This window comes from Micromonospora humidisoli (genome assembly GCF_016900955.1).
Lineage (GTDB): Bacteria > Actinomycetota > Actinomycetes > Mycobacteriales > Micromonosporaceae > Micromonospora > Micromonospora wenchangensis.
Window position 1 is genome coordinate 455,869 of sequence record NZ_JAFEUO010000004.1, and the last position, 22,935, is coordinate 478,803.

At 73.4% G+C, this 22,935-nt stretch carries 21 protein-coding genes; 9 read left to right on the forward strand and 12 right to left on the reverse strand.

Annotation, left to right across the window (positions count from 1 at the left end; all coding sequences use genetic code 11):
- Positions 1 to 7: 7 nt before the first annotated feature.
- Entirely contained in the window at positions 8 to 1,630 is a 1,623-nt protein-coding gene (locus JQN84_RS16825; RefSeq protein ID WP_204959308.1) for a glycosyl hydrolase family 18 protein, read from the reverse strand.
- A gap of 192 nt (positions 1,631 to 1,822) precedes the next feature.
- On the opposite strand from JQN84_RS16825, the gene JQN84_RS16830 reads away from it, so the two are divergent.
- On the forward strand, positions 1,823 to 2,311 hold the full coding sequence (locus tag JQN84_RS16830) for a glutathione peroxidase (RefSeq protein ID WP_204959309.1): 489 nt from the start codon (positions 1,823 to 1,825) through the stop codon (positions 2,309 to 2,311).
- Between the two features lie 899 nt (positions 2,312 to 3,210).
- Here JQN84_RS16830 and JQN84_RS16835 read toward each other — a convergent pair.
- The 3 genes from JQN84_RS16835 to JQN84_RS16845 form a co-directional block, all read right to left on the reverse strand.
- Positions 3,211 to 4,014 (reverse strand): SGNH/GDSL hydrolase family protein, encoded by an 804-nt coding sequence (locus tag JQN84_RS16835; RefSeq protein WP_204959310.1) that lies wholly within the window; start codon positions 4,012 to 4,014, stop codon positions 3,211 to 3,213.
- 148 nt (positions 4,015 to 4,162) lie between these two features.
- Positions 4,163 to 4,711: a GNAT family N-acetyltransferase gene (locus tag JQN84_RS16840; RefSeq protein ID WP_204959311.1), complete on the reverse strand. Its 549-nt coding sequence runs from the start codon at positions 4,709 to 4,711 to the stop codon at positions 4,163 to 4,165.
- A gap of 3 nt (positions 4,712 to 4,714) precedes the next feature.
- Entirely contained in the window at positions 4,715 to 5,209 is a 495-nt protein-coding gene (locus JQN84_RS16845; RefSeq protein WP_307821261.1) for a GNAT family N-acetyltransferase, read from the reverse strand.
- A 147-nt stretch (positions 5,210 to 5,356) separates the two neighbouring features.
- Between JQN84_RS16845 and JQN84_RS16850 the strand changes: the two genes are divergently transcribed.
- The 3 genes from JQN84_RS16850 to JQN84_RS16860 are packed head-to-tail and all read left to right on the forward strand — an operon-like array spanning position 5,357 to position 7,916.
- Positions 5,357 to 6,220, forward strand: a complete 864-nt coding sequence (locus JQN84_RS16850; RefSeq protein WP_204959312.1) for a DUF4397 domain-containing protein — start codon at positions 5,357 to 5,359, stop codon at positions 6,218 to 6,220.
- Positions 6,217 to 6,924: a class F sortase gene (locus JQN84_RS16855; protein ID WP_307821263.1), complete on the forward strand. Its 708-nt coding sequence runs from the start codon at positions 6,217 to 6,219 to the stop codon at positions 6,922 to 6,924. The genes JQN84_RS16850 and JQN84_RS16855 overlap by 4 nt, the downstream gene beginning before the upstream one ends.
- Before the next feature lie 44 nt (positions 6,925 to 6,968).
- Complete coding sequence (locus JQN84_RS16860) at positions 6,969 to 7,916, forward strand: threonine ammonia-lyase (RefSeq protein ID WP_204959313.1); 948 nt, start codon at positions 6,969 to 6,971, stop codon at positions 7,914 to 7,916.
- A 217-nt stretch (positions 7,917 to 8,133) separates the two neighbouring features.
- Here the strand turns inward: JQN84_RS16860 and JQN84_RS32295 are convergent, their stop codons facing one another.
- Positions 8,134 to 8,487: a DUF2203 domain-containing protein gene (locus JQN84_RS32295; RefSeq protein WP_204959314.1), complete on the reverse strand. Its 354-nt coding sequence runs from the start codon at positions 8,485 to 8,487 to the stop codon at positions 8,134 to 8,136.
- A 347-nt stretch (positions 8,488 to 8,834) separates the two neighbouring features.
- Here JQN84_RS32295 and JQN84_RS16870 point away from each other — a divergent pair, with 347 nt between their 5' ends.
- Positions 8,835 to 9,698 (forward strand): exonuclease domain-containing protein, encoded by an 864-nt coding sequence (locus JQN84_RS16870; protein WP_204959315.1) that lies wholly within the window; start codon positions 8,835 to 8,837, stop codon positions 9,696 to 9,698.
- A gap of 151 nt (positions 9,699 to 9,849) precedes the next feature.
- On the opposite strand, the gene JQN84_RS16875 is transcribed toward JQN84_RS16870, so the two are convergent.
- The 5 genes from JQN84_RS16875 to JQN84_RS16895 all read right to left on the reverse strand — a co-directional run bounded on the left by JQN84_RS16875 (position 9,850) and on the right by JQN84_RS16895 (position 14,043).
- A complete protein-coding gene (locus tag JQN84_RS16875) occupies positions 9,850 to 10,767 on the reverse strand; it encodes an aminoglycoside phosphotransferase family protein (RefSeq protein WP_204959316.1) in 918 nt (305 codons plus the stop codon).
- Positions 10,768 to 10,777: 10 nt separating this feature from the next.
- Positions 10,778 to 11,596 (reverse strand): pyrroline-5-carboxylate reductase, encoded by an 819-nt coding sequence (gene proC, locus JQN84_RS16880; protein ID WP_204959317.1) that lies wholly within the window; start codon positions 11,594 to 11,596, stop codon positions 10,778 to 10,780.
- 78 nt (positions 11,597 to 11,674) lie between these two features.
- The gene (locus JQN84_RS16885) at positions 11,675 to 12,703 is read right to left on the reverse strand and encodes a 6-phosphofructokinase (RefSeq protein WP_067313555.1); all 1,029 of its coding nucleotides are present in this window, start codon (positions 12,701 to 12,703) and stop codon (positions 11,675 to 11,677) included.
- A gap of 178 nt (positions 12,704 to 12,881) precedes the next feature.
- On the reverse strand, positions 12,882 to 13,385 hold the full coding sequence (locus JQN84_RS16890) for a pyridoxamine 5'-phosphate oxidase family protein (RefSeq protein ID WP_145921026.1): 504 nt from the start codon (positions 13,383 to 13,385) through the stop codon (positions 12,882 to 12,884).
- Positions 13,386 to 13,539: 154 nt separating this feature from the next.
- A complete protein-coding gene (locus JQN84_RS16895; RefSeq protein ID WP_204959318.1) occupies positions 13,540 to 14,043 on the reverse strand; it encodes a polyadenylate-specific 3'-exoribonuclease AS in 504 nt (167 codons plus the stop codon).
- A 286-nt stretch (positions 14,044 to 14,329) separates the two neighbouring features.
- Here JQN84_RS16895 and JQN84_RS16900 point away from each other — a divergent pair, with 286 nt between their 5' ends.
- Positions 14,330 to 15,022, forward strand: coding sequence for a Crp/Fnr family transcriptional regulator (locus JQN84_RS16900; RefSeq protein ID WP_204959319.1), 693 nt, complete (start codon positions 14,330 to 14,332; stop codon positions 15,020 to 15,022).
- Positions 15,023 to 15,117: 95 nt separating this feature from the next.
- Here JQN84_RS16900 and JQN84_RS16905 read toward each other — a convergent pair whose 3' ends face one another.
- On the reverse strand, positions 15,118 to 15,378 hold the full coding sequence (locus JQN84_RS16905; protein ID WP_204959320.1) for a hypothetical protein: 261 nt from the start codon (positions 15,376 to 15,378) through the stop codon (positions 15,118 to 15,120).
- Between the two features lie 114 nt (positions 15,379 to 15,492).
- Between JQN84_RS16905 and JQN84_RS16910 the strand changes: the two genes are divergently transcribed.
- From JQN84_RS16910 to JQN84_RS16920, 3 genes are all read left to right on the forward strand, one after another.
- Positions 15,493 to 19,002, forward strand: coding sequence for an AAA family ATPase (locus tag JQN84_RS16910; protein ID WP_372445997.1), 3,510 nt, complete (start codon positions 15,493 to 15,495; stop codon positions 19,000 to 19,002).
- Between the two features lie 615 nt (positions 19,003 to 19,617).
- Positions 19,618 to 20,457: a DUF308 domain-containing protein gene (locus JQN84_RS16915; protein ID WP_204959321.1), complete on the forward strand. Its 840-nt coding sequence runs from the start codon at positions 19,618 to 19,620 to the stop codon at positions 20,455 to 20,457.
- 189 nt (positions 20,458 to 20,646) lie between these two features.
- Positions 20,647 to 22,065, forward strand: coding sequence for an alpha,alpha-trehalose-phosphate synthase (UDP-forming) (locus tag JQN84_RS16920; RefSeq protein ID WP_204959322.1), 1,419 nt, complete (start codon positions 20,647 to 20,649; stop codon positions 22,063 to 22,065).
- A gap of 61 nt (positions 22,066 to 22,126) precedes the next feature.
- Here JQN84_RS16920 and JQN84_RS16925 read toward each other — a convergent pair whose 3' ends face one another.
- Positions 22,127 to 22,921 carry an alpha/beta hydrolase gene (locus JQN84_RS16925; RefSeq protein WP_204959640.1) on the reverse strand — a complete coding sequence of 265 codons (795 nt, stop codon included), beginning with the start codon at positions 22,919 to 22,921 and terminating at the stop codon, positions 22,127 to 22,129.
- Positions 22,922 to 22,935 lie beyond the last annotated feature (14 nt).

The window sequence follows — 22,935 nt, forward strand, 5'->3', positions numbered from 1 at the left end:
GCTCGGCTCAGCCGAGGCCGCCCTTGATGGCGCCGATCAGCTCACCGTTGCCGGTGTCGCCGGAGAGTTCCCAGAAGAACGCGCCGCCGAGGCCCTGGTTCTTCGCGTAGGTCATCTTGCCGCCGATGGTGGCCGGCGTGTCGTAGCTCCACCAGTTGCTGCCGCACTTGGCGTACGCCGTACCGGCGATCGTGCCGGTGGCCGGGCAGGTGTTCTTCAGCACCTTGTAGTCCTCGATGCCCGCCTCGTAGGTGCCGGGGGCCGCGCCGGTGGCGGTGCCGCCCGGGGCGGCCTGCGTCACCCCGGTCCAGCCGCGACCGTAGAAGCCGATGCCGAGCAGCAGCTTGTTGGCCGGCACGCCCTTGGACTTGAGCTTCTGGATCGCCGCATCGGAGTTGAAGCCCTGCTGCGGAATTCCGGTGTACGAGGTGAGCGGCGAATGCGGGGCGGTGGGACCCTGGGCGTTGAACGCGCCGAAGTAGTCGTACGTCATCGGCATCAGCCAGTTGAGGTTGCCCACCGCACCGGCGTAGTCGGTGGCGTCGATCTTGCCACCGTTGCTGCCGTCGGCGGTGATCGCGGCGGTGACCAGGGCCGACGAGCCGAACTTGGACCGCAGTGCGGAGATCACGTTCTTGAACGCGTTCGGGCCGCTGCTGTCACAGCTCAGACCGCAGGCGTTGGGGTACTCCCAGTCGACGTCGATCCCGTCGAAGACGTCCGCCCAGCGCGGGTCCTCGACCAGGTTGTAGCAGCTCTCGGCGAACGCGGCCGGGTTCTGCGCGGCCTGGGTGAAGCCACCGGACCAGGTCCAGCCGCCGAAGGACCAGATCACCTTGAGGTGCGGGTACATCTTCTTGAGCTTGCGCAGTTGGTTGAAGCTGCCGCGCAGCGGCTGGTCCCAGGTGTCGGCGACGCCGTCCACGCTGTCGGCCGCGGTGTACGCCTTGTCGTAGTCGGCGTAGCTGTCCCCGATCGTGCAGCGGCCGCCGGTGGTGTTGCCGAAGGCGTACAGGATGTGGGTGAGCTTGGCGGCGGAGCCGCTGGTGGCGATGTTCTTGACGTGGTAGTTGCGCCCGTAGACGCCCCACTCGGCGAAGTAGCCGACGACCTTCTTGTCCCCGCTGGGCGGCGGGGTGGTGGGCGGTGGGGTCGTCGGGGGCGGGGTCGTCGGCGGGGCGGTGGTGGGTGGCGGGGTCGTCGGCGGCTTCGTGGTGGTGGGCGGGGTGCCCCCGCCGCACGACACGCCGTTGATCGTGCAGTTCAGCGGCGCCTTGTACGGCCCGGTGCCGTTGTAGCCCCAGCTGAAGCTGGCCCCCGGGGCGAGCGGCCCGGCCCAGCTCTTCTTCACCGCCACGTAGTGGTTGCCGCTGCTGGTGACGTCGGCGTCCCAGAAGCTGCTGATGGTGGTGCCGGACGGCAGGTCGAACTCGATACGCCAGGTGCTGACGCTGGCGCTGGAGCCGTTGGTGACGGTGACCCGCCCTTCGTGGCCGGTCCCCCAGTCCTGCGCCGAGGCGAATGTCGCGGTGACGCTTCCGGCGCCGAACGCCGAGGTCACCGGTACCGCCGCCACGGTCAGCGCCACGACGGCGCCGGCCCAGAGGGCGCGGCGGAGCGATCTCTTCATGAGGCGCCTCCTCAAACAGTTAGGAAACTTTCCAAATCGATGGGGAGACGCTACTCACACCGTCATCACTTCGTCAAGATGCGTATCCGTCGATTCATCGCACCGACCACGGCCAGGTGGCAGGGCGACCTGGCGTGGCGGGGGGCGCGGCGGCGGCGAACCGGCGGGAGGGCCGGGCGCTAACCTCGCGGGATGACCGTCTTCGACATCGAGATCGACGCCCTGGCCGGCGGCCCGGCCAACCTGGCCGGCCACCGGGGCCGGGCGCTGCTGGTCGTGAACGTGGCCTCCCGCTGCGGCCTCACCCCGCAGTACGCCGGCCTCCAGGCGCTGGCCACCGAGTACGCCGACCGGGGCCTGGTGGTGCTCGGCGTGCCGTGCAACCAGTTCGCCGGGCAGGAACCCGGCACGGCCACCGAGATCGACGAGTTCTGCCAGGTCAACTACGGGGTCACCTTCCCGTTGACCGAGAAGGTCGACGTCAACGGCCCGGCCCGCCACCCGCTCTACGCGGCGCTGGTCGACACCCCCGACGCCGAGGGGCACACCGGCGACGTCCGGTGGAACTTCGAGAAGTTCCTGGTCGCCCCGGACGGTACGGTCGCCGCCCGGTTCGCGCCGACTGTCGCTCCGGACTCGACCGAGCTGCGGGCCGCCATCGAGAAGGTCCTGCCCGGCTGAAAGCCCTCCCCCACAGCGGCCCGTCGCCCACCGGTCCGACCCGGGACACCTCGGCCGAGGGCCGGCTGGGCCGCCGCCGGCCGGCGGCGGCCCAGCCCACCCAGCACCGCCCGTGACGCGTACCACCCGCCGCCACCGATGCCCCTCCGCGCCCTTTCGACCTGACGACATCAACGGATCACCCCTGCGGAGAGGGCGGGCGGGGTCACGGCACCTCCTCGCACCGGAAGCAGCGATCGGGCCGCGACCCGCGCCGGGCAGCACCTTTTTCGGCTCCGGGTCGGCAACACACCACGTGGTCACCTACCGATCACGACAACCCACCCTGGCCGGGAATCCCGCCGGACAGTGCGGTACCGACGACTACCCACGCGCTGCGGGCGACCGGGGCTGCCTCGACCACGCCCGACCCGGAGGGCCCGAGCAGCCCGAACGGCCCGAACGGCCCGAAGCGACGGTTCAGGGCTGCACCGAGAACCGAGCGCCGAGCACCGACAAGCGAGCACCGACAAACGGGCACCGCCCAGCGAGTCGTCAACGTCATCAGCTCTAAAGCGTCCGCGACGACTAGGGTCGACGTCGGCGTCCAGCCGGGCCGCTGGCATCCACCGGCCCGGAAGATCCATGGGTCGGCCCGTTCGACGTCCCTCACCAGGCAAGCCCGGCCGCGCCCGGAAAGCCGGCCCACCCCCGCGTGGTGACCGGCGCACGCAGGGACCGGCCCACACAGGACCGGCCCACACAGGACCGGCCCACACAGGACCGGCCCACACAGGACCGGCCCGCACAGCGGGGCCTGCGGACCGGACCGGCAGCCGGCGATCCGGGAAGCGGCCGTGACCGCGCCGCCCCCGGACAGGGCGACGCGGTCACGGTAGAGCCGGGGAACGCGGGTCAGGTCAGCCGGCGGCGGACCGGAAGACCGGGTAGTAGCCGCCGGACTGGCCGGCCGCCGTCGGGTGGTAGGAGACACCGAGGTTGGCGAAGTTCAACGCGTGCAGCCACTTCTCGCCGTAGCTGCACAACTGGTGGCCGACGAAGATGGACCGTACGTCGGCGAACGTGAAGCCGGCCGAGGTGGCGGCGGTACGGGTGATGTCGTCGATCAGGTTGATACCTTCGTTGATCTTCGTGCGGGAGTTCGCGCTGAGCCCCACGCAGACCGTGCCGAGCTGGTAGAAGACCGGGTAGCCGACGACCACCACGCGGGCCGACGGGGCGCGGGATCTGATGCCGTTGTAGACGGTGGCGAGTTTGGCGGGCAGTTCCGCGCGGGCCTTGTTCTCGGCGGCCTGCACCGCCGCGATGCACTGGGTCTCCCCCTGGAGCACGCAGGTCGACATGATCGAGGTGAAGCCGACGTCGTTGCCGCCGATGGTGACGCTGACCAGGGTGGTGGTGGAGCTGAGCGCGGAGAGCTGGCTGTTGACCACGTCGGTGGTGGTCGCGCCGGAGCAGGCCACCGACTTGTACGAAGCCGGCTTGATGTTGGTGTTGTACAGCGCCGGGTACGCGTTGGTGCTGCGCTGGCAGGAACCGCTCTCGGAGGTGTAGCTGCCGGCGCCGACACCCGAGGCGTACGAGTCGCCGAGGGCCACGTACCGGTCGGTGGGGGCGGCCTGGACGGGAACCGCCGCTCCGAGGGTCACGCCGATGGACGCCGCGAGACTCACGGCGAGGGTCACGAGTCGGGATCTCCGCACGTCGCACTCCTGGGGGTGGGGAAGTGGTGGTGGGAGATAGATATCACTCGATCATGCGTTTAGGGAAGATTGTCGATGGGCAACAGGGGTAGCTAGGGGTTCGCCGGCCCCGACGCTGCGCGACGCCCTGGCCGCCGGCCCACCGTGGTCAGCGGGCCGGGTGCCACTCGTCGGCCAGCACCGCCCAGATCTCCATGTCCACCGGGCCCGCCGGCCCCAGGGCGACCTGCCGCAGGGTGCCCTCGTGCCGCATGCCGAGCCGCCGGGCCACCGCGATGCTGCGGACGTTACCGACGCTGGTCCGCCACTCGACCCGGCGGATGCCGCGTTCCCGGATCGCCCAGTCCACGATCCGGGTCGCCGCCCGGGTGACCAGGCCCCGCCCCTCGGCGGCCGGCTCCAGCCAGCAGCCCGCCTCGGCAACCCCGGTCGCGGTGCTGAACGACACGAACAGCACCCCGCCGACCAGGGTGCCGTCGAGCCAGATCCCCCAGATGCCCCCGGCGTCGTCGGCCCACTTGTCGGCGGACCGGCGCAGCACCCGGCGGGCCGACTCCAGGTCGGTGGCCACGAAGGACGCACCCACCCACGGGGCGATGTGTTCCCGGGCCCGGTCCAGGTGGGCCAGGAACTCCTCGGCCTGCCACGGTGCGAGCGGGCGCAGCTCGGCGTCCCCGGTCAGCGCCAGCGCGAACATCGGTCAGTTCCTCCGGTCCGTGACGGGCAGGCTCAGCCGCAGTGTGGGCCCGGGGGTGGCGACGAAGCCCAACGACCGGTAGAGCGGCTCCCCGTCGGTGGAGGCCCGCAGGTCGACCTTGCCGACCCCGCGCTGCCGGTACCAGTCGAGCAGCGCCTCCAGGCAGGCCCGGGAGTAGCCGCGCCGCCTGTGCACCGGCTCGGTGACCACGTTGAACACGTACCCGGTCAGGCCGTCGGGGTTGCCGGGGCCGCCGAGTCGCTGCTCGATGGTGCCGGTCGCGCAGGCCGCCAGGGCACCGGGCCGGTCCGGGTCGTCGACGACGAAGACCGCCATCAGGTCGACCGGCTCGGCCAGCCGCCGGTGCAGCACCTCCCGGGCCGCCTGCTGCCAGGGTCCCGGGGCGGGCGTCATGTGGTCGATGTCGGCCAGCATCACCCCACGCAGGCGAACGATCTCACCGGCGTCGGCGACCACGGCCCGTCGAACGTTGATCACGAACGGACGGTACCGGATGGCGGGGACGGGTCCCCGGACCGCACCGGGCTGATCGGAAACGAGAGGACACGACGGCCGGCCAACTTGCGATCGGGTCCCGTCCACGGGACGCTGAGGGTCGGCACCGACACCACGCCCGGAGGCGAGATGCCCCAGCTCCGTACCGCGCCGCGCCGGCTGCTCGCCGCCGCCGGCACCCTCCTGCTCGGCACCGCACTGGCCACCGTCGGCGGCACGCCGGCCGGGGCGGCGGCCGGCGACGTCGGCTACGTCCGGCTCGCCCACCTCTCCCCCGACACCCCGGCCGTGGACGTCTACCTCTCCGCCCCGGGCGCGGCGACGCCGCAGGTCTTCCCCGCCGTCGGCTACGGCGTCGTCTCCCGTTACCTGCCGCTGGCCGTCGGCCGGTACGCGGTGGCGATGCGGCAGGCCGGCGCCCCGGCCAGCGAACCACCGGTGCTCACCACCGAGGTGGCCCTGCGCGCGGGCGAGGCGTACACGGTGGCCGGGGTGGGCCGGTACGCCGACCTCGGCCTGCGGGTGCTCGCCGACGACCTCAGCGCCCCGGCGGCCGGGCGGGCGAAGGTGCGGGTCGTCCAGGCGTCCGTGCGCGCCCCGGTGGTCGACGTGGCCGCCGACGACGGGCCGGCCATCGCCGACGCCGTCCGGTTCGCCACCACCACCGACTACCGGCAGATCGAGCCGGGACGTTGGCGTCTGCGCCTCGGTGGGGGCGGCGGGCCGGGCACCGACGCCGAGGTGACCCTCACCGGGGGACGGGTCTACTCGCTGCTGGTGCTCGACGGCAAACAGGGCGGGTTGACAGTCGAACTGCGCGAGGACGCCCGGGACGGCGGGACCGCACCTGCGGGCGGGGTGCCGGCGGGGGCCGGCGGGCTGGCCGGGGGCGGGCTCGGGGCGTACCCGGTGATGGCCGGCGGGGTGCTCGCGGGGGCCGTGGTGGTGGGCACGACGGTGCTGGTGCGGCGTCGGCGGCGACCGGTCTGGTGACCCGGCCCGGCTTCGCGGTCCGCCGGCACCGGGCCCGGCCCGCGCCGGCCGCCGTCCTGGTCGCGGCCGGCGCGGCGTGCTGCCTCGCCGCCGGCGTCGGCGTCGTGCTGACCGCCGCCACCGGCCTCGGCGGGCCGGGCGGAGCACCCCGGCCGGTCGCGGCGGCCGGGGCCTGGCAGCCCGGGTGCGTGACCGGTTGCGCCACCGGGGCCGGCACCCCGCGCGCCACCCCGGCCTCCCCCACCCGGGTACGCGTCGCGCGGATCGGCGTCGACTCCCCGCTCACCGCCCTCGGGCTGGACGGGGCCGGTGCCCTGGTCCCCCCGGCGGACTTCACCCGGGCCGGCTGGTACGGCGGCGGCCCGACGCCCGGCGACCCGGGTCCGGCGGTGATCGCCGGTCACCTGGACTCACGGCGCGGCCCGGCCGTCTTCGCCCGGCTCGGCGAGTTGCGCCCCGGCGACCGGGTCGAGGTGTGGCGGGGCGACCGCCTGGTGACGTTCCGGGTCACCGGCACGCTGCGTACGCCCAAGGACGCCTTCCCCACCGCCACCGTGTACGGCCCGACGCCCGGCCCGGAGCTGCGGCTGATCACCTGCGGGGGCGACTTCGACAGGCGGGTCGGCCACTACCGGGACAACGTGGTGGTCTTCGCCGTCGCCGACCCGCCGGTCGACCCCCTCCCCCGGTCCGCCGCCGACTGACCCGCCCACCGGCACGGCCCCGCCCACCCCGCTAGGCTCCTGCGGTGCGACTGACCAGCGTGGACGACGTCCTGGCCGCCGAACGCCGGCTCGCCGGGCGGATCGTGCGGACCCCGCTCCTGCCCTGCCCGCAACTCGGCGACGAGTTCGCGCTCGACGTCGCGGTGAAGGCGGAGAACCTCCAGCACACCGGCAGCTTCAAGGTCCGGGGCGCGTTGAACGCGCTGCTCGCCCTGACCGAACGACAGGCGACTCCCACCGGGCTGACCGCCTTCTCGGCCGGCAACCACGCCATGGCGGTGGCCTTCGCCGGGCGTACGTTCGGCCTGCCGACCGTCGTCTGCATGCCCCCGCACGCGGTGTCCACCAAGATCGAAGCGGTCCGCCGGTGGGGTGGGGAGGTCGTGCTCACCGACGACCTGCTCGCCACCTGCGAGCAGATCACCGCCGAACGCGGCTACCACCTGCTGCCGCCGTTCGACGACCCGGACGTCATCGCCGGCCAGGCCACCCTGGGGCGGGAACTGCTCGCCGACGGTCCACCGCCGGGCCTGGTGCTGGTCCCGGTCGGCGGCGGCGGACTGATCAGCGGGGTGGCCGCCGCCGTCCGGGCCGCCGTCCCGTCCGCCCGGATCGTCGGCGTCGAGCCGGCCACCGCCAACGTCGTCGGCCACGCGCTGCGCACCGGCGGCGGGACCCCGGCGACCCGGCCGGTCTCGATGGCCGACGGGCTGGCCGCACCGTTCGCCGGCCGGCTCACCCTGGCCCACGTCCGGGACCTGGTGGACGACCTGGTGGAGGTCACCGAGGCGGACATCCGGGCCGCCTGGTGGGACCTGATGGCGGCCACCAGGCTGCTGCTCGAACCGGCGGCCGCGGTCACCCTCGCCGCGCTGCGCACCGGCCGGGTGACCGCCACCCCGGGCACCCGCACGATCCTGGTCCTCAGTGGCGGCAACGTCTCCCCCACCCACCTGTCCACCCTGCCCTGACCCCCCACCCCACCAACCCCCCGCCCCAACCCCCCGCCCAGCCCTCGCCAGACCCGTCGCGCGGCCCCCGCCGGACCCGTCGCACGGCCCCCGCCCGACCCGTCACACGATCTTGAACTTGTGGTGCCGAATTCGCATTCATATGCACCCTTTTGCGCCCACCACAACTCCATGATCGACTCAGGGGTGGGGGTGGGGTGGGGAGGGTGGGGTGGGGTTAGCGGAGGGGGCGGCGGCCGGCGAAGCCGCACTCGACGCGGTGGTACCAGCGCACGTCGGGGTCGCCCTCCAGCCAGCACCAGAGCACCGCCCGGCCCTCGTGCTCGCCGGGGAAGTCGAGCAGCACCGGGGCGATCCCCTTGACCTGGATGTCGTGCGAGTTCAGCTCCTCCAGCACGCCGTGCAGCCGGGCCTCCAGGGCCTTGACCTCGGCCCGGCCGCCCAGCGCCGACATTCCCGAGCCGGCCAGATCGGCCCGCAGCTCGGCCAGGTCGGCCCGGATGGCGATCAGCTCGTGGATGCGGGGATGCAGGGTGGCGACCAGGTACCGCGCCTGGGCGAGAGTGAACACGGGGCCAGTATGGGGCACCCGCGTGATCCGCACCGACCCGTCCGCCGGCTTCGGCCGGTCCGGAACGTCCGGGCCGGGCCACGATGCTCCCAGGTGACCCGTCGGGCAGGGGCCCGATGCGGGCCACAGGCGGCCGGTGGTGCAGGCGGCGGGGTCGGGTGCCGACGTCGACCCGGGGGATGAAGGGTCACCATCAACTGTCCACATAGGTCTGACGGTGGTCCGGCCGGCGGGTGCCGACGACGCGGCCGATGGATCAAGATCTTCAGGCGCGCGGTCCCTCGTCTCTCCGTCCCGTCGCCGCACGCGCCAGTGCATCCCGCGAGAACTAACCAGGAGTACCCATCGTGATCAACAGGTACCCGGGCACCTGTGGCACCTGTCGAGGCCGGGTGGAGGCCGGGGCCGGACAGGCGCTCAGGCTCGGCGTCGGCTGGACCACGTACCATGACGACTGTGCGCCGGTGGAGGCGGCACCGCCGCCGGGGGACCACAGTGGATGGCACGACCTGCCGGTGGTGGGCTTCGACATCGAGACCACCGGCAACGAGCCGTTGGACGCCCGGATCGTCTCCGCCGCGCTGGTGTACTCCGACGGCACGACCGCAGGGTGGCTCGTCAACCCGGGCGTGCCGATCCCGCCCCGCACCACCGAGATCCACGGGATCACCGACGAGATGGTGCGCAGCGCCGGCCGGCCGGCCGGGGAGGCGCTGGCCGAGCTGGGCGCGGCCGTCGGGAAGGTGATCGCCGACGGGACGCCGCTCGTCGCATTCTGCGCCCACTTCGACGTCACGACGTTGCACGCCGAGCTGGCCCGGCACGCCCTGCCGGCGCTGGACTGGGACCGCGCCGTCATCGTCGACCCCTCGATCCTGCACCAGGAGGTCGAGCCGTACCGGTTCGTCGGCCGGCAGCTCGGTGACCTGTGCCGGTACTACGAGGTGCAGCTCAGCTCCGCCCACGACGCCACGAGCGACGCCCGCGCCGCCGTCGGGATGGCGCTGTCGATCGCGGCCCGGCACGAGCGGATCGCCCGGATGCTCCCCGACGACCTCCACCGGGCGCAGGTCACCTGGTACGCCGCGCAGAAGCGCAAACTCCAGGCGTACTTCGACCGGCGGGGCATCGCCGAGACGGTCGGACTGGAATGGCCGCTGGAGACCAGGCGACGCCGACAGGCCGACAACTCCGCCCCTGACCAGGACTGATTTTCCTCGGTCGGTTGTCGGGCGACCCGGTACGCGTACCGGGTCGCCCGACAACCGACCAGCCCGCTCGCCTCCCCGGCCCAAGGCATCGTCGGCGTCGTTCGCGTCCTCGCCCACGCGGCGTGGACCCCGCCGACTGTTCGCCGTCGGTCTACTCGCCGAGGATCTCGCCGAGGATCCTCCGTGAGTTCACCGCGGCATCGCTGCCGTCCGGCGCGTTGGCGTAGGTGACAAGCGTCTTCCAGAGCGCCCAGCCACGTCCGCGCGCCCAGGTCGCGTCGTCGACCGACAGCCGCTCCCGGAACACCCGCCGACCGTCGGCGGTCAGCAGCGTCCAGGCGACAGCCAGGTCGCAGGAGGGATCACCGACGCCGCAGGTGCCGAAGTCGATGACCCCGGCGAGGTGTCCCCCGTCGAGCAGGAGGTTCCCCTGCGCCAGATCACCGTGGAACCAGCGCTCGGTACCGTCCCAGCGCGCGTCCAGGGCGCATTCCCAGATCTCGTCGGCCCGGACGGCGTCGAGACGGCCGTCGAGAGCCCTGATTCCTCGGCGGGCCTGCCGGTGGTAGGTGTGCAGTGGGCCACCCCGGTACCAGTTGTGTCGACCGGGTCGGGGGCCACCAGTGGTGTCGATCTCGTGCAGTGCCGCGACGAACCCGGCCAGGTCGAGCGCGAACCGCACCGGGTCGGCGATCCGCTCGAACCGCGCGGTTTCTCCGTCGAGCCACCGGTAGACCGACCACGCGTACGGGTAGCCCTCGCCGGGCCCACCCTTCGCCAGCGGGATGGGGACGGGCACCGGGAGGTGGCGGGCGAGCAGGGGAAGCCACCGGTGTTCCTTGTCGACCGCCTCGGCGTACTCGGCTGCGCTCGGCAGGCGTACCGACATGGTGGAGCCGAGGTGGAAGGTCCAGTTGTCCCAGCCGCCGTTGGCGACCGGCTCGACCGGCAGGTCGGCCCAGTGTGGGAACTGGGTGGCGACGAGGCGGCGCACCTGCGCCACGTCGACGACGACGCGTTCGGGTGGCGGGCCGAGATCCGGAATGCCGTCGACCCCCGCGTCGGACATCCCTGCCGGGTCAGTCGGCCTGGGCGGCGAGTTCGCGGGCGCGGTCGCGGGCCGCCTCCAGCGCCGCCAGCAGCGCCGCGCGTACCCCGTGCTTCTCCAGCTCGCGGACGGCGGAGATGGTGGTGCCGGCCGGGGAGGTGACGGCCTCGCGGAGCTTGACCGGGTGTTCGCCGGAGTCGCGCAGCATCACGGCCGAGCCGATCGCGGTCTGCACGATCAACTCGTGCGCCACCTGCCGGGGCAGGCCGAGCAGGATGCCGGCGTCGATCATGGCCTCGACCAGCAGGTAGAAGTAGGCCGGGCCGGAGCCGGAGAGCGCGGTGACCGCGTCCTGCTGCGACTCGGGCACCCGCAGGGTCGCCCCGAGCGGGGCGAACATCTCCTCGGCCAGGGCCAGGTGTTCGCCGGTGGCGTGCGCGCCGGCCGAGATGGCGCTCATCGCCTGGTCGACCAGGGCCGGGGTGTTGGTCATCACCCGCACCACGGGGGTGCCCTCGGGCAGCCGACGGCTGAAGAAGCTGGTGGGCAGCCCGGCGCAGAGCGAGACGACCAGCTTGTCGGCCGGCACCTTGGGGCCGATCTCGTCCAGCAGGACGCCCGCATCCTGGGGTTTCACCGCGATCGCCAGCACCGCCGCCTCCTCGACGGCGGTCAGGTTGTCGACCACCCGTACGCCGTACCGGGTGGCCAGTTCCTCGGCCCGGACGGGTCGGCGGGCGGTCGCCAGCAGTCGCTGTGCCGGCCAGCCGGACCGCAACAGCCCGGAGAGCATCAGCTCGCCGATCTTTCCCGCCCCGATCACCGCGACGGTGTGTCTCGCCGCCCCCATGTCACCCTTCCGTCCCGCTCGTCCGGTCCCGTGCCCCTTCCCCTCCGGCGTAGCGGAGGGGAAGGGGGTGGGCTGCGGTCAGCTGCCGAAGAAGACCTCGGCCTCGTCGTAACGCTCGATCGGGACGGTCTTCAGCTCGCGGGTGGCCTCGGCCAGCGGCACCCGGACGATGTCCGTGCTCTGCATCGCGACCATCTTGCCCCAGTCGCCCTCGTGGGCGGCGTCGATGGCCTGCAGGCCGAGCCGGGTGGCGAGCACCCGGTCGAACGCGGTCGGGGTGCCACCGCGCTGGATGTGCCCGAGCACGACGGTGCGGGCCTCCTTGCCGGTCTTTGCCTCCAGCTGCTCGGCCAGCCACTGGCCGATGCCGCCGAGCCGGACGTGCCCGAAGGCGTCCAGCTCCTGGTTGTGCAGGACCATCTGGCCGTCCAGCGGCTGGGCACCCTCGGCGACCACGACGATCGGGGCGTACTGGTGCTGGAAGCGCTTCTCGACGTAGCCGGCGACCTGGTCGACGTCGAACTTGCGCTCGGGCAGCAGGATCACGTTGGCGCCGCCGGCGAGGCCGGCGTGCAGGGCGATCCAGCCGGCGTGCCGGCCCATCACCTCGACGACGAGGGTGCGGTGGTGGCTCTCCGCGGTGGTGTGCAGCCGGTCGATCGCCTCCATGGCGATGTTGACGGCGGTGTCGAAGCCGAACGTGTAGTCGGTGGCACCCAGGTCGTTGTCGATCGTCTTCGGCACGCCGACCACGTTGACGCCCAGCTCGTGCAGCTTGGTGGCGACGCCCAGGGTGTCCTCGCCGCCGATCGCGACCAGCGCGTCCACGCCCTGCGCGGCGAGGTTCTCCTTGATCCGCTCCACGCCGTTCTCGATCTTGAACGGGTTGGTGCGGGACGAACCGAGGATGGTGCCGCCGCGCGGGAGGATGCCCCGCACCTCGGGAATGCCGAGCGGCTTGGACAGGCCCTCCAGCGGACCCTTCCAGCCGTCCCGGAAACCCACGAACTCGTGACCGTAAGTAGCGACGCCCTTACGGACCACCGCCCGAATGACCGCGTTGAGACCTGGGCAGTCGCCGCCGCCGGTGAGCACGCCGATACGCATGATCTGCTCATCCTCCTGGAACGTCAGGTGAAGCCCGGATAAGCCCCAGGATATGTGTCCGCTCAGACCATCGGCGTCGTTGCCGGCCCGGGGCGGGCCGTCAGTGCGCACTGTAGTCGGCTCGGGTGTACGCCGACACCGCGCCCCGGCCGGTCCCGCCCACCCGGGCGACTACCGGTCAGTAGCTGACCTCGTGGTTCTCCCCCAGCTTCGGCGGCGTCCCGGTCACCGCCGCCTTGGCGAAACCGAGCAGGTTGACCACCGTGCCACCCGGGGAGTCCCAGTACTCGGCCGAGCTGGCGTGCACCTTGAGCAGGGTCAGCCCGGGGGTGTCCAACCCGTCCGGGAACCACGCCTTCAGCACCGGGTTCCACAGCTGCTCGGCCCGCGCCCGGTCGTAGGCCTCCTGGGCGGTGCCGGAGATCGACACCCAGGCGTGGTGACGCTGGTCGGAGAAGGCGACGTTGACCTCCGGGTTGACCCGGACCTGGCGCATCTTGGCCGAGTCGGCGTAGGCGAAGAACCACAGGTCCCCGTCGAACTCGGCCGCCTGGAGGCCCATCGGCCGGCTGAGCATCCGGCCGTCCACCCCGATGGTGGTCAACATGCAGATCCGGGCGTCCCGGATCAACTCGGTCACCCGCCGCCGGGCGTCGGTGATGGTGGTCGCGTCGTCGGCCATGGCGCACTCCCTCGGATCGGCTCGCCCGAATCCGGTGCCCCCGACGGGACCTGTCAAACCTGCCGATCGTCACCGGCTGTCATCACCGACGGCCGGCCCCCGGCACCGGGCCACCGAGGCCGGAAACACCGGCGCCGGGCCACCGAGACCGGGGTCACCCCGGGCGGGCCGTCATCGCCCGCCAGCGGGCCAGGTTGTGCCGGGCGTCGACCAGCGCGTCGTGCCGCTCGGCCGCCGCCTCGGGCAGCCGTGGCCGGCCGAGGTCGTCCCAGAGCTGCCGCAACTCCTTGGTGAACCGGGGGATCTCCCGGGGCAGCGCCGGCATCGCCCCCCAGAGCTGCGCCAGCACCACGTGGTCGTACGCGGCGTACCAGGCCCACAGCTCCAGTTGCTCGCCCGGCCGGTCCCGGATCGGCTCCAGCAGGAACTCGTGCAGGTCGTCGCGGATACGCGCCCGGGAACGCCAGGCCCGGTCGGCCGGCGAGGGGAGCTTGTCCAGCACGTTACGGCGGACCCAGGGCACGGCGCGGGAGTCGTCGAACTCGGTGGAGACCGCGTAGAACTCGCGGCCGTACTCGTCGACGACACCGATCGACACCAGGTCGACCAGCCGGCCGTCCTCGATGAATTCGCAGTCGTAGAAGTAGCGGTAGACCATCGCCGTCCATCCTCGCCCACCGCCGGTGACCGTCGGCGGGCGGGGCGGGCACCGGCGGCGTCGCCCACCCGCCCGGAACCCCGCCGGCCCCCGGTCCGGCGGTCCGCCGCAGCTGGCGCAGGGTCACGGAAAGGTTTACAGGGGTGTACAGCAAGCGACTGGGCCGTCATGATCTGATGTGTACCGCTACCGGACGCCGAAGCGGTGTCAGTTCACCTCTTGCGGGGCCGTCAGGGTTCACCCGGTGAGCGAAAATTGTGGTCCGTGACCGGGGAGGGGTGGGGCCGTGGAAATGCGCCTGCCGGAGCCGGGTGACGCCCTCACGGGGGTGGAGATGTTCGCCGGGCTGGAGCCGGAGGTGCGCCAGCGGGTGATCGCCGCGGCCGTGCCGCGCACCTATCGCAAAGGTCAGTTGCTTTTCGTCGAGAACGATCCCGGCGAGTCGCTGATCGTGCTCCGCCGGGGGGCGGTGGCGGTGTTCCGCACCGCGCCGACCGGGGAACGCGCGGTGCTGTCGGTCATCCGACCACCCGACGTGTTGGGCGAGGTGTCCCTGCTGGACGCCTCCACCCGTTCCGCGTCGGCCGAGGCGATCGAGGACTGCGCGGCGCTCGCCCTGTCCCGCCCGGCCTTCATGGAGCTGGTGCACTCCAACCCGCGCATCCTGGATGCGGTGATGCGCTCGCTGGGTGCCCTGATCCGGCGGCTCACCGAGCAGAACGCCGACCACGTCTTCCTCGACCTGCCCGGTCGGGTGGCCAAGACGCTGGTCCGGCTGGCCGGTGAGAGCCAGGCCCCGATGATCACCATCGAGCTCAACCAGAGCCAGCTGGCCGAGATGGCAGGCGGTTCCCGGCAGAGCGTCAACCAGGCGATCGGTTCCTTCGCCAGCCGTGGCTGGCTGCGTACCGAAGGTCGTCGGATCGTGGTCACCGACGTGGCGGCGCTGCGCCGACGCGCCGGCATGAGCGACCGCTGAGCAGGGGTTTCCCCGGGCGGTGACGCCCCGGGGGTGACCGGGAACGCCACAGCGGCGCGGCCGGCGGACCGAGGTCCGCCGGCCGCGCCGGTCGTTCACTTGCCGCTGTCGTCGGCCGGCGGGGCGCCCGGCCCCGGTCCGATCTGGTCCGGCGGTGTACCCGGCCCGGGCCCGATCTTCTGTGGCTTCGACGTCGTGGTCGTGGTCGTGTCCGAAGTCGTCTTGCTGTCGGGGTTCTCCACCATGCCGTGCTCCTCCATTCTGGCGAGAGTGACCGCGTCGACGTCGACCGTCTCCCCGGGGGACCGGACGGTGCCGTCCGGATCGGTCCAGTAGGCGGACAATCGCACCTGCACGGCACTCTCCTGACAGTGAGTTTTCCTCGTGAGGAACACTAGTGGCGGCCGACCAGCCGCAGGGTCCGCCCGCACGTCGGGTACCCGACTGGCCCTCCGCGGCGGGATAATGGGATCTCCTCACGTACGGAGTTCGTCATCGACCTCAAGTGTGGACACTGCTCACGGGCGGCGGGACCGGACGACCGCTTCTGCGGCGGCTGCGGACAGGCGCTGACGCTCAACTGTGCCTCCTGCGGGCACGGCAACAGTCCCGAGGCCAACTTCTGCACCAGTTGCGGGCAGCCGCTGCGCGATCACGCGGTCACCGTGCAGGAGGACCGCCGCCAGGTCAGCGTGCTGTTCATCGACATCGTCGACTTCACCACGTACGCCGAACGGGCCGACCCGGAGCAGGCGCGCAGCCTCCAGCAGGCGTACTTCGCCACCGTCCGCAGGCTGGTCCACCAGTACGGCGGGGTGGTGGAGAAGTACATCGGCGACGCGGTGATGGCGCTGTTCGGCGCCCCGGTCGCCACCGACAACGACGCGCTGCGCTGCGTACGGGCCGGGTTGGAGCTGCAACGGAACCTGGCCCGGCAGGCCGCCGGCCCGCACCCGCCGCTGGGTTTCCGGGTCGGCGTGGCCACCGGTGAGGCGCTCGTCGACCTCTCCGCGACCCGCGACGGCGGCCAGGCGTTCGTCACCGGCGACGTGGTGAACACCGCCTCCCGGTTGCAGGCACTGGCCCCCACCGGCGGGGTGGTCGTCGACGAGAGCACCTGGTCGGCCACCCGGCACGAACTGGAGTACGTCGACCGGCCGCCGGTCACCCTGCGGGGACGGTCCACGGTGAGCCGGATCTGGCTCGCCGTACGGGCCCGGCCCCGGACCGACCCGCAGGCCGCCGAGCTGACCCCGATGGTCGACCGGGAACACGAACGCGGCCTGCTGGTCAGCGCCCTGCACCGGACGGTCACCGAACGCACCTCACAGTTGGTGACCGTCTTCGGGCCGGCCGGGGTGGGCAAGAGCCGGCTGCTGCGGGAGCTGTCCCGGCACGCCGCCAACCTGCCCGGCCAGCGGGTCACCTGGCTGGTGGGGCAGTGCCCGCCGTTCGGCGAGAACGTCACCTACGCCGCGCTGGCGGACATCGTCAAGGGTTGGCTGGGCGCGCCGGACACCGACGACCCGGAACCGCTGCGCGACCGGCTCCGCGACCGGCTGCGGCAGCTCGACGACCCGCACGCCATGCGGTTGGCCGGCGCGCTCGGGCCGCTGCTCGGGATGACCGGGGAACGGCTCACCCCGGGTGAGACCGAGGCGGCCTGGCGACGGTTCCTGCTGACCCTCGCCGGGCGCGGGCCGACGGTGCTGGTCTTCGAGGACATGCACTGGGCCGACCAGGCGATGCTCACCTTCGTCGAGCAGCTCGGCGCGGCGGCCCGGGGCGTACCGCTGCTGGTGGTGGCGACCGCGCGGCCCGAGCTACGGGAGCGGCAACCGGCCTGGACCGGCACGATCAGCGGCGCGATGTCCATCTCGGTGCCGCCGATGCACGACACGGACATCGACACCCTCTATTCCCTGCTGCTCGGCCAGGCCACCCTGCCGGCCGCGTCGCGGGCACCGCTGATCGAGTTCGCCGACGGCAACCCGCTCTACGCCCAGGAGTACGCCCGGATGCTGATGGACGGCGGGCTGCTGGAGCCGAGCGCCGCCTTCGATCCGGCCGGCACCACCGACATGCCGCGTACCGTGCAGGCGGTCATCGCCAACCGGCTCGACCTGCTCGACCCGGCGGACCGGGCGGTGCTCCAGGCCGCCGCCGTGGTCGGGGTCCAGTTCTGGCCGGCGCCCGTGGCCGCCGCCCTCGGCCGGACCGTCGAGTGGGTGGAGCGGGCGCTGGACCGGTTGCAGCGCCGGGACATGGTCTTCGAGCTGCCCACCTCCACCATGGCCGGTCAGCCGGAGTACCGCTTCCGGCACATCCTGGTCCGTGACGTGTGCTACCAGCGGCTGCCCCGGGCCGAACGGGTGCTGCGCCACCAGCGCACCGCCGACTGGCTGGCCCAGCTCACCCAGGCCGGCCAGCAGGACCTGGCCGAGGTGCTGGCCAACCACCGCTGGACCGCCCACGAGATCGCCCGGACGGTCGGGCTCGACCCCATGCCGTACGCGGTGGCGGCCCGCACCGCGCTGCACCGGGCGGCCCGCCGGGCGTACGAGTTGCACGCGCTGGAGAACGCGGCCACGCTCGTCGGCCGGGCGTTGCAGGTCGGTGGGGCGCCCGACCCGGGGCTGGAGCTGTTCGCCGCCCAGTTGGCCCTTTTCCGGGACGGCGACGCGTTCCTGGTCGACGGGGGGACCGAGGCGTTGACCGGGCTCACCGAACGGTTGGCCGCCGTCGGGGACCGGTCCGGCGCGGCCCGCGCCTGGACCCTGCTCGCCACCGCCGCCTGGAGCCGGGCCGACCGGTCCGAGACGCTGCGCTGCCTGGACCGGGCCAACGCGATCTACGCCGAGTTGCCGGAGTCCGAGGAGAAGGCCGAGGCGCTGCTGGAACTGGCCCGGGTCCGGATGCTCAACGCCGAGACCGATCCGGCCTGCGTGGCGGCCTCCGCGGCGGCCGAGCTGGCCGAGCGGCTGCGGCTGCCCGAGGTACGGGCCAACGCCCGGATCACCCTGGCGGTGGCCCGCTACATGGCCGGCGAGGAGCAGGCGTACGCGGAACTGGCCGAGGTGGCCGAGCAGTGCCGGGTGGACCGGCTGGTCAGCCGACGCCGGGCGGTGCACAACCTCGCCTGGGCGGCGCAGGAGGAGGGTGACCTGGCCCGCTCGGCCCGGCTGGTCGACGAGGGGCGTTCGCTCGACCCGGGGGGCGGGCACAGCCTGGCGACCAGCTTCGCCGACAAGTGGGCGCGGGCGTACTACGCCGGTGACTGGGTGGCGGCGCTGGAGCTGGGCACCGAGTCGACCCGGCTGCCGACCGCCGAGTGGGACCTGCACATCGTGGCGGTCTCCGGCTGGATGCGGGCGCTGCGGGCCGACCCCGCACCGGGCGCGGGGGAAGCGGGCGGGGATCACGATCTGGTGGTCCAGGCGCTGGTCGCCGCGCGGCGCAGTGGTTTCCACCGGGTGTTGCAGTCGACGCTGGCGCACGCGGCGCTCTGCCGGGCGGTCCGGGGTCGCCGGGACGAGGCGATGCGACTGCTGGTGGAACTGGACGAGGACTGGAGCCGGACCCGGATGATCCCGTTCGCCGAGTGGGTGCCGGCGGTGGGTCACGTCGCCGCGGTGCTCGGCCCGGACGCCGCCCGGCTGGTGCACGACATGCTCGCCCGGTCGCCCCGGGTGACCCCCTGGGTGGAGGCGGCCGGGCAGGCCGCCGACGCCACTCTGGCCCTCGGCGACGGGGACGCCCGGCGGGCCGCCCGGTTGTTCGCGGCGGCGGCGCAGCGCTACGCCGGGATGCCCGACACCACCGACCACGTGCTGACCACCGCGCTGTCGGTGCCGGCGCTGACCGTGGCCGAGCCCGCCCAGGCCACGGCCACCCTCGACCGGGTACGCGACTTCGCCGACCGCAACGCCATGCCCGGTCTGCTCCGGCTGGCCACCCGGGCGACGCCCGACCGGAGCTGACCGGGGTCGGTGATCGACCCGCCTGGGCCGACAACGCGGTGTCCGGAAGACCTGATGGCGCTGTTCGGGCCCACAGGAGTCGATCACCCGTGAGCGACGGCCCCGGGGCGGTCACGGCCGCGACGGGTCGCCCGCCGGGGGGCAGCGAGCCCGCCGGGCGGGGCCCGGGAGAGGTATTCCACTTTCGCGTCGAATGTGACTTCTTGCGGGTGGGGGGCGGCCACGCGGCGGGCGGCGGCGACCGGGCCGGCCGCCGGCCGGGGGCACCGGCCCGTCGGCGGGCAGCTCCGGCACGCCGCGCGCCGGAGCCGGCACGCCCGTCGGGTGCGGCGGACCGCCGGTCAACGGCACTACCAGCCGGTACGGCACCGGATTCCCGCCCCGCCCGCCGCCGAAGGCCCCGGGTCGGGGGCCGTCCGGGCAGGTCGCGGGGGTGGTGGGTGGCCCGCCCGGAGGGCCGTCGCCGGGCCCGCCCGCCGACGGCGCGGCCGACGAACCACGAGCGGCGCGCCACAACGCACTCCCGGAACCGGGTGCCGACGTGTCACGATTCAGAGCACGGCGTACGGGGCGCCGACACGACCGCACCGGCAGGTGCGCGGAGGAGGATGTCCGGTGTCAGCGGGTGGCGCCCGCCGGGGACGGCGGGACAACGGGCTCGACGCGAGCGAGTACGCCGTCGCGGGCGACGTCGACCCGCGGGTCGGTGAGCACCTGCTCGACGTGCTCGCCGCGGGCGGGATCGCCGCCTACCTCCAGCCCTCCGCCGACCTGAACCCGATCACCCGGACCACCACCGTGCCGTCCCGGCCGGTGGACCGGCTCTACGTCGACCGCTCGCACCTGACCACCGCCCGCGACTACCTGACCCAGCTCGCCGACGAGGCGACGCCGGAGCCGGCCCGCGCCGAGCCGGACGTCGACGCCGAGTGGGAGCGGCTCGTCGCCGCCTTCCACACCGCGCCGGCCGCCGGCAGCCATCCCTGGCCGGCGTCCGAGGACATCGACGACGACGGTCCGGCCGCCCGCGCGGGCGGGCCGACGACCAGGGCGGACGAGCCAACGGGTCCGACCGCCACCGACGTACGCCGGTTGCCGTACGCGGCCGACATCTCCGGCATCTCGGTGACCCCCCGGGGCCGGCAGCAGGACGAGCCGTCGCTGCTGGACGGCCTGGACACGTTCGGGGCCGACCTGCCGGACGACCCGGAGGAGGGCTACACCCCGCCGCCGCCTCCGCCGCTGCCCCGGATCTCGAAGTACGCGGTGGTCGGGGTGCTGGGGATCGTGCTCGGTTTCGTGCTCTTCCTCAACCCGTCGCTGCTGCCGGTGGACGCCTCGGTGGTCACCCTGCTCGGTTTCACCGGCATCCTCGCCGGGTTCGTCACGTTGATCTGGCGGCTGCGCCCCGGCGACGACGACGATCACGACCCCGACGACGGCGCGGTCGTCTGACCCCTGCGGCACCCCGTCGGGGGCGTCCCGCCACCCGCCCGCATCCCGGGACACCGCAGCCCTGACGCCTGGCGTAACAGTGGTGTAACTTACGGTCAGTAGGAATACCGTTGTAGGTCACTTCACCCACCGACTGCCCGGTTGTTCCTTGCTCGCGTGGTCGGTCCCCTGCCGATCGGAATGCCCGAGATGCGACAGAGTTCACTGGTGGTGGTGGCCAACCGGCTCCCCATCGACGACAGCGTGGCGCCCGACGGCGCCTGTGAGTGGCGGCGCAGCCCCGGCGGGCTGGTCAGCGCGCTACATCCCCTGCTCCGGCAGACCCCGGCCACCTGGGTCGGCTGGGCCGGCGGCACCGGGCCCGCTCCCGTGCTGCCCGACGTGGACGGTGTGCACATGCGGACCGTCCCGCTCAGCGCCGACGACCTGCGTGACCACTACGAGGGCTTCGCCAACGCGACGCTCTGGCCGCTCTACCACGACGCGGTGGAGCAGCCCGAGTACCACCGCCGCTGGTGGGAGGCGTACCAGCGGGTCAACCAGCGGTTCGCCGAGGCGACCGCCGAGGTGGCCGACCCGGGCGCGGTGGTCTGGGTGCAGGACTACCACCTGCAACTGGTCCCCGGCCTGCTCCGCGAGCTGCGGCCCGACCTGCGGATCGGCTTCTTCCTGCACGTGCCGTTCCCGCCGCCGGAGCTGTTCATGCAGCTCCCCCGCCGGGCGGAACTGCTGCGCGGGATGCTCGGCGCCGACCTGATCGGATTCCAGCGGGCCCAGGCGGCGCACAACTTCGCCCAGCTCGCCACCAAGGTCCTCGGCCTGCCGGCCACCGACAGGCGGATCGGCGTGCAGGACCGGGTGGTGCGGATCGGGGCGTACCCCGTCTCGATCGACACCGCCGAGATGGCGGCGCTGGCCGCCCGGCCGGACGTCACCGCACGGGCCCGCCGGCTCCGGCACGACCTGGGCGATCCCGAGCGGGTCATCCTCAGCCTCGACCGGATGGACTACACCAAGGGCATCGAGCAGCGGCTGAAGGCCTACAGCGAGCTGCTCGCCAGCGGTGACGTCAAGGTCCGGGACACGGTGCTGGTGCAGGTCGCCATGCCGAGCCGGGAGCGGGTCGGCCAGTACCAGATCCTGCGGGACCGGATCGAACGCGAGGTCGGCCGGATCAACGGCGAGTTCGGCCGGGTCGGCGAACCGGCCATCCACTACCTCAGCCAGCCCTTCGACCGGGCCGAACTGGCGGCGCTCTACCGGGTCGCCGACGTCATGGCGGTGACCCCGCTGCGCGACGGGATGAACCTGGTCGCCAAGGAGTACGTGGCCGCCCGGGTCGACGACACCGGCGCGCTGCTGCTCAGCGAGTTCGCCGGTGCGGCGGCCGAGCTGGACCGGGCATACCTGGTGAACCCGCACGACCTGGACGGGCTCAAGCAGGGGCTGCTGTCGGCGCTGCGGGCCGGGCCCGCCGACGCCGGTGACCGAATGCGGGCGATGCGCGACCACCTGCACCGGCACGACATCCGGGCCTGGGCCCGCTCGTACCTCAGCGCCCTGGACGACACCGGCTCGCTGCTCACCCGGCTCAGCAGCAGCGGCTGACCGCACCGACCGCCGGGACCTACCCCGGGCGGCGGGCCGCCGCCCGGTGCGGTCCCGGCGGTCAGCTCCGGGCCGGGTCCTTGACCAGCCAGTCCAGGAGCGCGTCCAGCGGCTCCCGCCAGCGGGTGTCGAGCATCAGGTCGTGTCCCATGCCGGGGAAGAGCAGCGGGGCCGCACCGTACCGGCGGGCCGCCCGGGTCAGCACGGCCGGCGGGACGACCCGGTCGTCCGGGCTGCCCAGCACCAGCACCGGCGGGCGACCGACCGCCGGCTCCGCCGCCCGGCCGGCGAGTAGCTGCCACTGCGCCCGCCGGCCGGCCCGGCCCAGCCGGGCCAGGTGCCGGCGGGCGTCCGCCTCGGGCAGTTCCCGGCTGAACAGTTGCCGGCGGTGCAGCCGCAGCGCGCCACCGAACAGGGCGGGCAGGGTGCCCAGCGGGTTGGCCCGCAACGCCGCGACGGCCGTGGCCGCACCGCCGAGCACCGGCGCGACCAGCACCGCCGCCCGGGCCGGGTACCGCGCCAACGCGTGCGACACCACCAGGGCGCCCGCGCCGTGCCCCACCAGCACCGCCTGCCGGGGCAGCCCCGCCGCCACCTGGACCACGTCATGGGTGTACGCCCGCAGCGTCGCCCCCGACGCCGGTTCGCTGCCGCCGTGCCCGCGCAGACTCATCGCGTACGCGGGGAAACCGCGCGACGCGGCGTGCTCCAGCCAGTGTTCGGCGAACGCCCATGCCCCGTGCCCGAACCCGGGGACGAACAGCAGCGGCGGTCGCCCCTCCTCCAGCTCCGGGTCGACGCCGAGCACCTCGCGGCGGGCCGGACGGACCGGGCGTGCCCACTCCCGGCCCCGCATGATCCGGACCCGCT